The sequence below is a fragment of the Mesorhizobium sp. CA7 genome, from assembly GCF_020165015.1.
Classification (GTDB): domain Bacteria; phylum Pseudomonadota; class Alphaproteobacteria; order Rhizobiales; family Rhizobiaceae; genus Mesorhizobium.
This window is the reverse complement of record NZ_JAIUHH010000005.1, coordinates 1-14,659: the sequence shown is the minus strand read 5'-3', so window position 1 is coordinate 14,659 and position 14,659 is coordinate 1. Positions and strand designations below refer to the sequence as shown.

Sequence of the window (14,659 nt, the reverse complement as noted above, 5' to 3'; positions counted from 1 at the left end):
GGACTTCATCTGATCATCAGTTTCTTCACAAACAGGTGGACTGGGGAGGGGCACTGTGAACGTGCAGGCATCAAGGGCGCAATTAGATCGTCGTCAGATTCTCAATTCCTTAAAGGCCTTCAGGCGAGGCGACTTTTCCGTCCGGATCGACAACATCTACGAAGGAATCGATTCCGATATTGCCGATGCCTTCAACCAGATCGTCGAACTCAACGATCAGGTGACGAAGGAGTTTGAGCGACTGAGCAGGGTCGTCGGCAAGGACGGGAGAATTGGCGAGCGGGGTCATGTCCGCAATGCCACCGGCAGCTGGGAATCAAGCGTCAGGTCGGTCAACGACCTGATCGAAGACATGGTTCAACCGACCGCCGAAGTGGCCCGCGTCATCGGGGCAGTGGCCAAGGGCGACCTTTCCCAGACAATGATGGTCGAAATCGACGGCCGCCCGCTGCGCGGGGAGTTCCTGCGCATAGGCAAGATCGTCAACACGATGGTGGGGCAACTGGCTTCCTTTGCCTCCGAAGTGACACGTGTCGCGCGTGAGGTTGGAACGGAGGGAAAGCTCGGCGGACAAGCGCGGGTGAAGGGCGTGGCCGGCACGTGGAAGGACCTGACCGACAACGTCAACGCCATGGCCACCAACCTTACCGGCCAGGTGCGCAACATCGCCGAGGTGACCACTGCGGTGGCGTCAGGCGATTTGTCTAAGAAGATCACTGTCGATGTGAAGGGCGAGATCCTCGAGCTCAAGAACACCATCAACACGATGGTCGATCAGTTGAACTCGTTCGCATCGGAAGTGACGCGCGTCGCGCGCGAGGTCGGCACGGAAGGCAAGCTCGGGGGCCAGGCGCGGGTCGAAGGCGTCGGCGGCACGTGGAAGGACCTCACCGACAATGTGAACTCGATGGCCGAGAATCTGACCGGCCAGGTTCGCAACATTGCCGAGGTGACGACGGCGGTCGCGCTGGGCGATCTCTCGAAGAAGATCACCGTCGACGTGAAGGGCGAGATCCTGGAACTCAAGAACACCATCAACACGATGGTCGATCAGTTGAACTCGTTCGCATCCGAGGTCACGCGCGTCGCGCGCGAGGTCGGCACCGAGGGCAAGCTCGGCGGCCAGGCCCAGGTTCGCGGCGTCGCCGGCACCTGGAAAGACCTGACCGACAACGTCAATTCCATGGCCGAGAACCTCACCGGCCAAGTGCGCAACATTGCCGAGGTCACGACGGCGGTTGCTTCGGGTGACCTGTCGAAAAAGATCACGGTGGCAGTGCAGGGGGAGATACTCGAGCTCAAGGATACCATCAATACGATGGTCGATCAGCTGAACTCCTTCGCCTCCGAAGTCACGCGCGTTGCGCGCGAAGTGGGCACGGAAGGCAAGCTCGGCGGGCAGGCAGAGGTGAGGGGCGTCGGGGGCACCTGGAAAGACCTGACCGACAACGTCAATCTGATGGCGGCCAACCTGACTGGCCAGGTTCGAAACATCGCCGAGGTTACGACAGCCGTCGCCCGCGGCGACCTTTCCAAGAAGATCACCGTGGACGTCAAAGGCGAGATCCTCGAGCTCAAGGATACCGTCAACACGATGGTCGACCAGCTGAACTCCTTCGCCTCCGAAGTCACGCGCGTGGCGCGCGAGGTCGGTTCGGAAGGCAAGCTCGGCGGCCAGGCCCATGTGGAAGGCGTCGGCGGCACTTGGAAAGACCTGACCGACAACGTCAACGCCATGGCCGGCAATCTGACCGTGCAGTTGCGTGACGTGTCCAAGGTCGCAACCGCGATCGCGACCGGCGATCTGACGCAGAAGATCACCGTCGATGCTTTGGGAGAGATCCTGCAGATCAAGGACGTGATCAACACGATGGTTGATCAGCTGAATTCCTTTGCCTCGGAGGTGACGCGCGTGGCGCGCGAGGTCGGTTCGGACGGCAAGCTCGGCGGCCAAGCGCAGGTCAGAGGCGTGGGCGGCACCTGGAAGGACCTGACCGACAATGTGAACGCGATGGCGGCCAACCTGACGGGCCAGGTGCGCAACATCGCGGAAGTGACCACGGCCGTGGCGCTCGGCGACCTTTCAAAGAAGATCACCGTGGACGTCAAGGGCGAGATCCTCGAGCTCAAGTCGACGATCAACACCATGGTCGATCAGCTGAACTCCTTCGCCGGCGAGGTGACTCGCGTGGCGCGCGAAGTCGGCACCGAAGGAAAGCTCGGCGGCCAAGCCCAGGTGCGAGGCGTGGCCGGTACATGGAAGGACTTGACCGACAACGTGAACTCGATGGCCGAGAATCTGACCGGCCAGGTTCGCAACATCGCCGAAGTGACGACGGCGGTCGCGCGAGGCGATCTATCGAAGAAGATCACCGTCGACGTGAAGGGCGAAATCCTCGAGCTCAAGTCGACCATCAACACCATGGTCGACCAGCTGAACTCCTTCGCCGGCGAGGTGACACGCGTCGCACGTGAAGTCGGCACGGAAGGAAAGCTTGGCGGTCAGGCCGAAGTGCGCGGCGTGGCCGGCACCTGGAAGGATCTGACCGACAACGTCAACCTGATGGCCACCAATCTGACCAACCAGGTGCGCGGCATCGCCGACGTCGTGACTGCGGTTGCGCAAGGCAATCTCAAACGCAAGCTGACTGTGGACGCGAAGGGCGAAATCGCCTCCCTGGCGGACACCATCAACGGGATGATCGAAACGCTCGCCACCTTTGCCGACCAGGTGACCAATGTCGCGCGCGAAGTCGGCATCGAAGGCAAGCTTGGAGGCCAGGCACGCGTGCCTGGCGCCGCCGGTCTGTGGCGCGATCTTACGGACAACGTCAATCAGTTGGCGGCCAATCTGACCACGCAGGTCCGCGCAATCGCCGAGGTCTCGACAGCGGTGACGAAGGGCGATCTGACGCGCTCGATCAGCGTCGAGGCTTCCGGAGAGGTCGCCGCGCTCAAGGACAACATCAACGAGATGATCCGCAATCTCAAGGATCAGACGTTGAAGAACGCCGAGCAAGATTGGCTGAAGACAAATCTCGCGCGTTTCTCCCGCATGCTGCAGGGAGAGCGCGATCTCGCCACGGTATCGCGTCTCATCATGTCCGAGCTCGCTCCGCTTGTGAACGCGCAATACGGCGTCTTTTACGTGACCAATCGGGACGAGGAGGAGTCCTATCTGGAACTGGCGGCGTCCTATGGTGCCGAGAGCAAGGCGGCAATCAAGCAACGCCTCGATCTGCGTGAGGGTCTCGTCGGACAAAGTGCTGCCGACAAGCGAGCCATTATGCTCGACAATGTTCCGCCGGACTTTTTGCGCGTCACATCGGGGCTTGGCAGCGCCTCGCCGGCAAACGTCATCATTCTACCTGCCTTGTTCGAAGATGAGGTCAAGGCTGTCATCGAGCTCGCATCCTTCAGCGAGTTCCGCGACACGCACCAATCGTTTCTCAATCAGCTGATGGAATCGGTCGGCATCGTCCTCAACACGATCGCGGCGACGATGCGCACCGAGGGCCTGCTCAAGCAATCGCAATTGCTGACATCCGAGCTGCAGGCGCGTCAGACCGAACTGACGAAAAAGCAGGAGGAACTGCACGCCACGAACGAGGAACTCCAGGAGAAGGCTCAACTTCTGGAGAATGAGAAGAAGCAGGTCGAAAACAAAAATCTCGAAATCGAGATGGCGCGCCGGGCGCTTGAGGAGAAAGCCGAGCAGCTGGCGCTTACCTCCAAGTACAAATCCGAGTTCCTCGCCAACATGAGTCATGAGCTCAGAACCCCGCTCAATTCGCTTCTCATTCTTTCAAATCTGCTTGCCACGAACCAGCAGGGCAACCTCAATGAAAAGCAGGTCGAGTTTGCTCGCACCATCAATTCGGCCGGCACGGATCTTCTCAGCCTGATCAACGACATTCTCGATTTGTCGAAGATCGAGTCCGGCACGGTCTCGATCGACATCAACGATATGCCAGTCGCCCATTTGCGACAGCATATGGAGCGCACGTTCCGCCAGCTTGCAGCCGACAAGGGTCTGGGCTTTACCATCAATGTCGATCCCGCTCTTCCGGAAACCGTGCGTACGGACGAGAAGCGGTTGCAGCAGATCGTGCTCAACCTGCTGTCGAACGCCTTCAAGTTCACCTCCGAAGGCAAGGTCAGCCTGAGTTTCAGAATGGAAAAGGCGGGACGCCGCAACGGCGCCAAGCTGCCCAGGAAAGCACTTGCCATAGCGGTGACCGACACCGGTATCGGCATCCCGGAAGACAAGCAGAAATTGATTTTCGAGGCGTTCCAGCAGGCCGACGGCACGACCAGCCGCAAATATGGAGGAACCGGACTTGGGCTCTCGATCAGCCGTGAGATCGCCCGTTTGCTCGGCGGTGAGCTAAGAGTTGAAAGCATTCCCGGCAAAGGATCGACGTTCACGCTCGTCATTCCGATCGATGGTCCCAGGGTTGCCGCCGCCAGCCAGCCGGAACTGCTTCCGGCCACCGAGGCAATCGCGACGACAGCGGCGCCCAGCGGTTTGCCGTCGGCGGAATTGATGGACGATCGCGACGCTATATCGGCGCAAGACAGGGTCGTTTTGATCGTCGAGGACGACCCGACCTTTGGCGGTCTGCTGCTGGGCCTGGCACGGTCTGCCGGGTTGAAAGGCGTCCTTTCGACCGCAGGCTCCGGAACCTTGGCGCTGGCCCGCAAACTGGTGCCGGACGCGATCACGCTGGACCTCGGCCTTGCGGACATCGATGGATGGGTGCTCTTCGACCTGCTGCGCCATGATCCGAAGACCGCCGGCATTCCCATTCATGTGATTTCCGGAGCGGAAGACATCGATAGCCTGGCTCGCAAAGGGGCATCGAGCATCTCGACCAAACCGGTGTCATCCGAAGAGCTGGTGAAGGTGTTCCAGGAAATTCATTCGAGGAACCTGCGCGTCCAGCGCCGGGTGCTTGTGGCCGACTCCGATCCCGAGCGCCGACTTTCCCTGGTCGAGACGATCCGGGACGGCGTCACCTCGGTCACCGCAATCAGTCGCGCGGCAACCGCGGAGGACATCGACCTCGCCTCATTCGATGCGGTTGTCCTTGGGCTTGGAAAGTCTGCCAGGGATAATGCGCGGGCCCTTGACGAGCTCACCAACCAGTTTTCAGACGGCCTTCCCCCGCTGCTGTTTTTTGCCCCTCATTCAGAGGCAGTTGAACAGGTGCTGGCGTTGAATCCCGCTTTGTCCTCGGTCCCCCGAGCTGAGAATTTTGCTCAATTGGCTCTCCATATATCTGCGACGCTTCCGGGAGGATTGCGCGAGGAAAGCGGGGCAGGTGCCGAACGAGCTGACAACAGGTCGAATCTTGCGGGCGCGAAAGTCCTGATCGTCGATGACGATATTCGAAACATCTATTCGCTGACGAGCGTCCTTGAGACCTACGATATCGAAGTCCTTCACGCTGAGCGCGGTCGCGATGGGATAGCGTTGCTGGAGGAGAATGCCGACGTCGACGCAGCCTTGATCGACATCATGATGCCGGAGATGGACGGCTACGAGACGATGAGGAGTATCCGCAACACACCCTCCATCGCGCATATTCCGTTGATATCGGTGACAGCAAAGGCGATGAAAGGCGACCGGCAGAAATGCCTGGAAGCCGGGGCTTCCGACTATATTGCCAAGCCTGTCGATCTCGACCTGCTGTTGGCACTGCTGCGGGTCTGGATCGGTCGCTCTCGGGATCGGGTCGAGACATCCCAAAATCTGCTTAGGTCAGTCAGCTGACGGGATGCCCGATGCAAAGGCTGTCGCGGATACGTTCGAAGAAACTGGAGATTGTGCAGTTGGCGGACAATCCGTCAAAGGCACGCATCCTGGCGGTCGATGATGACGAACGAAACCTGTTGGCGATCGAAGAAGTTCTCACTCCACTCGCGGAAGTCGTCGCTGTGCAATCCGGCGAGGAGGCTCTGCGCTGCCTCCTAAAGGAGGATTTCGCCGTTATCTTGCTGGATGTTTTGATGCCGGGCCTCGACGGCTACGAAACAGCCGCGTTGATCCGCCAGCGCGAACAGTCCAGACGAACCCCTCTCATCTTCCTCACGGCTATCAACAAGGAAGATGCTCATATGCTGCGTGGCTACGACGCCGGCGCAGTGGACTATATGTTCAAGCCCTTCGACCCCGCGATGCTGCGATCGAAAGTGGCTGTATTCGTCGAGCTTCACGAAAAGACGCTCGAGATCCAGCGCAATGCGGTCGCCGAACAGGCACTGCTGGCGAAGGCCTTGCAGGCCGAAAAACAAAAGCTCGAGGCCGAACGATCGCTGCGCGGCGCCGAAGAACGGCAGGAGGCCATTCTTGGATCCTTGCCCGTCTGTTTTCACGCCAGGTTCGCCGAGCCGCCCTTTGCAGCCCGGTTTGTTTCAAAAGGTGTCGAACGTCTGACGGGATTCCCGCCTGAGCGACTGACGTCCGAGCCGCGGTTTGGGCTGAGCCGGGTGCATCCGGAAGATCTACCCAGGGTGCGGGAAGCTTTATTGGCGGCAAAGGTGACAGGCTCCTACACATGCGAGTTCCGCTGGCAGTGCGCCGATGGCAAATATCGTATCTTTCTCGACCAAGGAATCCTGTCGAAAGGTGTCGACGGACGCCGACCTGAAATCCTCGGCACTTTGCTTGACGTGACCGAGCGGCGTGAGCTCGAAAATCAACTTCTTCAGTCACAGCGCCTCGAAGCGGTCGGGAAACTCACCGGAGGGCTGGCACACGATTTCAACAATCTGCTTGCCGCGGTTCTGAGCGGACTAGGATTGCTCGAGAGGCAGCTTACGCTTGACGAGCAAGCAAAGAAGATCGTTGAACTCACTCGCCGCTCCGCGAAGCAAGGCGCCGAACTTGTCAACCGCATGCTTGCCTTTTCGCGGCGTCAGAATCTGAAGCCGACGGCAGTGCGGCTGGCCGCGCTGGAAGATACGATGAACGGCTTGGTGGCTCCCGTGCTCGGCGGCCTGATCCGCTTTGAGTGGGAGGTCGACAACTCCGTTTGGCCCGCGCATGTCGACGTCGGCCAATTGGAGTTGGCGTTGATGAATCTGGTGTTCAACGCGCGCGACGCGATGCCCTCCGGCGGGACAATTGCCGTGCAGGCGCAAAATCGGGTCATCAAAATACCTTCCGAAGACCTGGCGGCCGGAGAGTATGTAGTCCTCACCGTCAAGGACACCGGTGCCGGCATCCCGAAGGAGATTCTGACCAAGGTCGTCGAACCGTTTTTCACGACGAAGCCCGTCGGGAAAGGCACCGGGCTTGGTCTCAGCACGGTATACGGTTTCATGAAGCAATCGGGCGGCGCGCTTCGCATAGACAGCCTCGTCGGGCGCGGAACATCCATGGAGCTGTGGCTGCCGCGTTCAGCGGAGCAGCCTTCCGACAATGTGGCAGATCTGGATGGAGAGAGAGTCCTGGTCGAGACTGCAGGGAAGGCTTTCCCTTCGCTTCTATTGATCGACGACAGCAGCGGATTGCGGCAGCTGACCGCGGAATCGCTTCGGCAACACGGGTTTACAGTGACATGCGCAGCAGGGGGTGCCGAGGCGCTGGCAATTATTGAACGGACACCGCATGAGTTCGACGTGATTGTCACCGATTTCGCAATGCCGCTCGTGTCCGGAGTCGAGGTAATTCGCTTCGCGCGCAACCTGCGCTCCGATTGGCCAGCGGTTATGATAACCGGCTATGCCGACGCTGAGGCAATTTCAAACCGCCCATCGGACGTGCCATTGGTCAACAAGCCGTTCCGGGAAAAAGATCTCATCGAGAGCATCTTGCGGGTCAGCGCCTTGAAGCCAGTCGGCGGCCGGCCGACTGCCGGCTCCGGTTAGATCAAGATTTGGCAGTGGCCAACCGGTCTTTCGCGCCAATGGATTGAATCCGAGAACAGCCGCTAGGCACCATGCTGCTGCGGGGCCGAGAGACGCGCTGCTGCCGATGTAGCCGGAAAGTTTAAAAATTAGACTGCGCTTATATAAACGTATCGCATCTCTTCACTTGTTGCCTCGCAGCGTGTTGACCACTGTGGGAATCGAGTCACGGTCCGGTAATCTGTGAGCCAGCAAGGGAAAACGCACTTTTTTTATAAGAGAGGACTTTACGATATACTTCATATTGTTGACTATGCCTTGATGCCAAATCTCCATTCAAGCAAGACTTTGTTAACCAGAGACTTAGGCGGGGGACAACATGGTGGGATTGCCCGGTGGCGGCAGGACGATCCACGACCATTCTCGATCCGGCGAAAGCGCCGGTGAGCAGAATCCTGACCCGAACCTGAAAGCCGATACCCAGCATCCCGAACGCGCATCGTCCCAAGGGCGTCTGGGCCGCTTGGGGCAGCGGGAGAGGCGCGACGCCATCTTCTCGCGCCTGCTGCGCGGCGGACGCATGACCAAATGGAAGGGCCAAGCGGCCAGCTACGCCCCACAAGCCGTCGGTTTGTCAGCATTCGTCGTCCATACGATGAAGGGCACGCTTCTGCCGTTGGCGTTCCTTGCAGGGCTTGCCGCGACAACACCGGCTGCGGCAGCCAACCTCTACTGGGACGTCAACAACACATCGCTCAACCGCGGCGGCACCGGCGTTTGGGATCTGAGCACGTCAGTCTGGAGCGCCAGCAATGACGGTGTGAGCGGCCCCTATAGTGCCTGGAACAACGGCGCGCTCGACGACGCCTTCTTTGGCGGCACGGCGGGAACCGTCACCCTCGGCGCGCCGATCACCGTCCACAACATGACATTCGAGGTCAGTGGCTACACCGTTACGGGCAGCACGCTCACTCTCGGCGGGGTCAACCCTACGCTTTCGGTCACGACCGGCACCGCGACGATCAACTCGACGATCAACGGCACGGGCGCAGTGATCAAGGCCGGCGCGGGAACGCTGACGCTGACGGGCAACAACAGCTTCACCGGCGGCCTGACCGTGAACGCCGGCACCTTGTCCCTCACCGGCAACAACAGCTTCGGCAGCAGCCCGGTGATCACCGGCGGGGCCGCGCTCTCACTGACCGGCACCAACAGCTTCGTCGGCGATATCAACGTCAACGGTTCGTTGACCGCCAGCGGCGCTGCGGCTCTGGGCGATGTCGGCAACAACATCATCATCTCGGGCGGGGCGCTGAACATCGGCACGACCGGCGGCAGCCTGACCGGACGCACCGTCACACTCAGCGGCACGGCGGTCAGCCTCTTTGGGGCGGGTATCGGCGGCGCCCATTTCACCGGCACGGGTGGCCTTTCCGTCAATCCCGGGGTGAACCTGACCGACGATACCAACAACTACACCGGTGCCACCAGCTTCGTTGGCGCTGGCAGCTCCACCTTCTCCTCGATCGGCAATCTGGGTCAGGCCAGTTCCCTAGGAGCGCCGACCACGGTCGCGGCCGGCACCATCGGCATATCAAATCCGAGCGGAACCGCCGGTACTCGCATTGCCATCTATATCGGCGATGGCGATGTGTCGAACCGCAATTGGGCCCTGACCTCCAACGGCTATCGCGGTACGGGCCTGAGCAATAGCGGCACCGGGACACTAACGCTGACGGGCGCCATTTCGGTGAACAAGACTTCTCTCGCTCAGGCGCCTTCTTTCACGGCGGCAACGGCCGACCTTGAGCTGCTTGGCGTCATCAGCGGAAATAACGTCGTTTTCAATGCGAATGCCGGACAGGTCCTGAGGCTTGGCGATGCCAACACCTTTTCAATCGGCAGCATCGGCGGCGCGGGAAAGGTGGAAGCGGGCACTCTGGCGAATGCTGGCATCGCCAGTTCGGTAGGAGCGGGGAACTCGACAAACATCAGCGGAACCCTGAGCTACACCGGCACGGGCGCCAGCACAAACCGCGACTGGAGTCTCAGCGGCACGTTCAGCAACGATGGGACCGGTGCGCTGGCTTTGAGCGGGAACATGGGCCTTAGCGGCACCGGCACGCTGGGCGGAGGTTTCACCGGCGCGGACAATGTGGTTTCGGGCGTGATCTCGGGCGCCGGCAACTTGCGCGGCGCCGGCGCTGGAACCTGGGTCGTCTCGGGTGCGAACACCTATACCGGCCAGACCATCGTCGACAGCGGCACGCTGCGCGCGGGATCGGCCACGGCCTTCGCCGGCTCCAAGACCTTCCAGGTCAACGGCGGCACGCTGGATCTCAACGGCTTCGACCAGACGTTGACCACCCTGACGGGTACTGGCGGCACACTGGCCCTGGGCGGCGCGAAACTGACGATAGACGGGCCGACGGGCACCAGCGCGAGCTTCGGCGGCAGCATCTCCGGCAGCGGCGGGCTCAGCAAAACGGGCAACAGCATCCAGACGCTGACCGGTGCGAGCACCTATACCGGCGACACGACCATCGGCGGGGGCACGCTCGCTCTCGACTTCAGCGCGGCCGGCGGCCCGACGAGCAATATCGTCGGCAGCGGTTCCGCTCTGGTCATGTCTGGTGGCACGCTGAACGTGACCGGCGCCGCGAACGAGAGCGACACTCAGACTTTCGACGGCCTGACGATTACAGCCGGCAACAACACGATCAGTGCGGTATCCGGCACCGGCGGCAGCCTGACCGTCAACCTCGGCGCCATAACCCGCACGGGCGGGCTGATGAATTTCAACCTGCCGACCAGCGGCAACATCACCACCACCAATACGTCGCTCGGCGGGTGGGCCACGGTCAACGGCACCGACTATGCGAAAGTGGTGGGCGGCAATATCGCGGCCTTCACCGATGCCGATTACACCGACAAGGACAATGCCGCCAATTGGCTGGACAACGAGTTCATCACGGATGTGACCGGCTTTTTCGGCACGGTGACCGGCACCAAGCAGCTCGGCGGCCTGCGGTATACCCAGGCGGTTTCCACCACCGTGACCGTCAACCCCGGCGAGACGCTGGGCGTGGACGGCACGATCATCGTCGCCCCGACGGTGCTGGGCAACAACCAGTTGATCACCGGCGGCAAGATGACCGGCGCCAATGGCGGCGTGCTGGGGATCCAGCAGAACAGTACCGGCAATTTCACCATCGCTTCGCAGATCGTCGACAATGGTCCGGGCATGGGGTTCACCAAGGCAGGCACGGGACTCGTCACCCTCACCAACACGGCCAACAGCTATACCGGCGCCACGCGCGTCGTGCAGGGCACGCTGGCGGTGGCCAGCATCGGCAATGGCGGCGCGGCGAGCAGCATCGGCGCGTCCTCGGCGAATTCGTCCAATCTGGTGCTGGAAGGCAGCACGCTGCGCTATACCGGAGCCGGCGACACCAGCGACCGCGGTTTCACCTTCGGCAAGTCGGGCGCTATCCTGGGTGCCGGGGTCGAGGTCACCAATGCGAACGCCAATCTGGTCTTTTCGGGGCTCGTCACCAGCGCCGATGGCGCCGGATTCACCAAAAGCGGCGCCGGCACGCTGACGCTCGCCAACTCAAATAACGACTTTACCGGCGCCGTCGCCGTCACCGGCGGCCTGTTGGCGATGAGCACGCTGCCCAACGGCGGACAGGTCAGCCCGATCGGCCAGAGCAGCAGCGCTCCGGCCAACCTGACGCTGAGCGGCGGTGGCGGGTTGCGCTATACCGGCGTCACGACCACCACCAATCGCGGCTTCACCCTGGGGACTGGCGGCGGCGTCGTCGACGTCAGCGCGGGCGGCACGACGCTGACGGTCGGTGGCCAGGTGGTGGGCGGCGGCGCCCTGACGAAGAACGGCGCGGGCACTCTGGTCCTGACCGCGGCCAATACCTATACCGGCGGCAATACGGTCAATGCCGGCATCCTGCGCGCGGGCACCACGAACGCCCTGGGGAGTGGACCAATGACGCTCGCCAATGTGGCCGGCGCGCAGCTCGATCTCAACAATTTCAACACTGTCATCGGCGCCCTCAATGGCGGCGGTGCCAATGGCGGCAATGTCGCGCTGGGTTCGGCCACGCTGCAGATCAATGGCGGCAACGGCAGCTATTCGGGCACGATCGGCGGCACCGGTGGCATCCTGCGCACCGGCGGCGGCACCCAGACCTTCACCGGCTGCAACAACAGCTATACCGGGCCCACTAGTCTGCAAGGCGGCGATATCAGCACCGATTGCATCCGCAACGGCGGTATCGCCAGCGGCATCGGCGCATCGAGCAACGTTCCGACCAATCTGGTCTTCAACAACGCCTCGCTGATCTATACCGGCGGCAACGTCATCACCGACCGCGGTTTCCAGTTGCTGGGAGGGACCGGTGCCATCGGCGTATCCAACGCCGCCACGACGATGACCTTCACCGGCAATGTCATCGGGGCAGGCAGCTTCGCCAAGACCGGCTCCGGCACGTTGATTCTGTCGGGCATCAACACCTCGACCGGCAATACCACGGTGTCGGGCGGCATATTGCGCGCAGGGACGACCAATGCCTTTGGCCCGCAGGGCGTCATGACCCTGAACAACACGGCCGGAGTGCTGCTCGACCTCAACGGTTATGATACGGTGGTGAGCGGCCTTAACGGCGGCGGCGCCGTCGGCGGGAGCATCAGCCTGGGCAACGCGACACTGACGATCAACAGCCTCGGCAACTACACCTACGCAGGCGCCATCAACGGCGCCGGCGGGCTGATCAAGAACGGCGCCAACATACAGGCGCTCGCCGGCTGCAACAGCAGCTTTACCGGCAGCACGGTCATCAATGGCGGCACGCTCCAGGTTACCTGCCTGGCGAATGGCGGCGTCAACAGCTCGATCGGCGCCTCGTCTTCCAATCCGGCGAATCTGGTGATCGGCAACGGCGCTACTCTGCAATATGTCGGCGCGGCCACCATGACCGACCGGCAGTTCACGCTTGGCGCGGGCGGCGCCACGCTCGATTCTTCGGGCACCGGCCCCATACAGTTCACCTATGGCGGCCCGGTAACCCTGGCCGGCAACGGTCCGCGCACCTTGACGTTGGCCGGCACCAATGCCGGCACCAATATCCTGGCCGCCCGACTGGACGACAATGTCGCCGGCGTCACCTCGCTCGCCAAGACCGGCACCGGCACCTGGCGCCTGACCAATCAGGCCAGCAGCTATACGGGCGCGACCACCATCGGCGGCGGCATACTGATCGTCGACAAGCTGGCCGATGGCGGCATGGCCAGCAGCATCGGTGCGTCCTCCAACGCGGCCGGCAACCTGGTGATCGGCAAGGACTCCACGTTGCGTTACGTCGGCGCGGGAGACACGACCAACCGTCAGTTCACGCTCGATACCGGTGTGACCTATATCCAGTCCTCGGGAACCGGCGCGCTCGTCTTCGCGAACACCGGGACGGTCGGCCTGACCGGCACCAACGCGACGCGCACGATTGCGCTCGGCGGCACCAACACCGGGCTTAACACGATGGGCGGCGCCATCGGCGACAACGGCACCGGCGCCACGACGCTCGCCAAGAACGACGGCGGTACTTGGGTTCTCACCGGCAACAACACCTATTCGGGCAACACCGTCATCAATGACGGCAATCTGATGATCGGCAATGGCGGCACTACCGGCAATGCCGGTGTCGGCAACGTCATCGTCAATTCTCCAACGTCCACCCTGTCCCTCAATCGCAGCGACACTTTTGCGTTCGGCGGCACGCTGAGCGGGCCCGGCACCCTGGCGCAGATCGGTACGGGCACAAGCGTGCTGACATCGCTGAACAATGCCATTGCCAAGACGACCATCAGCGCCGGCACATTGCAGGTGAATGGCCGCCTGGAAACGCCCTCCATCGCCATGACCGGCAGTTCAACCCTGGCCGTCGGCGGCACGGTTCAGGCCGCCGGCCCCACCCAGACCGCCATCACTGGCGATACCGGCAACAACACCATCAACATCAACGCCGGCGGTATTCTCCGTGCGACGGGCGACCTTGGCGGCGGCAGCGACACCGTCAATGTGGCCGGTACGCTGAACACAGGCGCCGGGGCGCTAAACCTCGGCGCCGGCAACGACACGCTGGCGCTCCAGGACGGCGGGGCCGTCACTGGAACGATCAATGCCGGCACCGGCGGGGAGACCGGCGCCGGCGACGCGCTGCAGGTGAATGCTGTCGCGGGCCGCACCCTCGACGGCAGCAACGTGGCGAGCTTCGAAACCCTGGACAAGCAGGGCACCGGTACGCTGGTCCTGACCGGCAATCACAGCTACGGCGCCGGCACGACGATCGAGACGGGGGTGCTGCAGGTCGGCTTCGGCACCACCGCCGGCGCGCTCGACACGCCGAGCGCGCTCAACAACGGCAGCCTCGCCTTCAATCTGAACAACAATTACACATTCGGCGGCACGATCTCCGGCACGGGCGGCCTGACCAAGTCCGGCTTCGGCACGACGACGCTGACCGGCAACAACAGCTATGCCGGATCCACCATCATCACTGCCGGCACGCTGCTCGTCAACGGCGATCAGTCCGCCGCGACGGGCCAGACCACCGCCGGAAATGCCACGACGCTCGGCGGCATCGGCATCATCGGCGGCAACGTCACGATTCAGGCGGGCGGTACGCTCAGCCCTGGCGACGCCGGCAACGCACCAGGCGCGCTCACCATCGGCGGCAACCTGACGCTCAACAACACGTCGGCCGTCAACGTCAATTTCGGCCAGGCGAACGTGCCG

The 14,659-nt window shown here is 62.1% G+C and carries 3 protein-coding genes; all 3 read left to right on the top strand.

Annotation, left to right across the window (positions count from 1 at the left end):
- The first annotated feature begins 61 nt into the window (after positions 1–61).
- Positions 62–5,776, top strand: a complete 5,715-nt coding sequence (locus LB552_RS12385) for a HAMP domain-containing protein (protein WP_318012036.1) — start codon at positions 62–64, stop codon at positions 5,774–5,776.
- 11 nt (positions 5,777–5,787) lie between these two features.
- Positions 5,788–7,875 (top strand): response regulator, encoded by a 2,088-nt coding sequence (locus tag LB552_RS12380; RefSeq protein ID WP_224605991.1) that lies wholly within the window; start codon positions 5,788–5,790, stop codon positions 7,873–7,875.
- A 358-nt stretch (positions 7,876–8,233) separates the two neighbouring features.
- Positions 8,234–14,659, top strand: a 6,426-nt coding sequence (locus LB552_RS12375) for an autotransporter-associated beta strand repeat-containing protein (RefSeq protein WP_224605988.1), incomplete at its 3' end; no start/stop codon positions are given.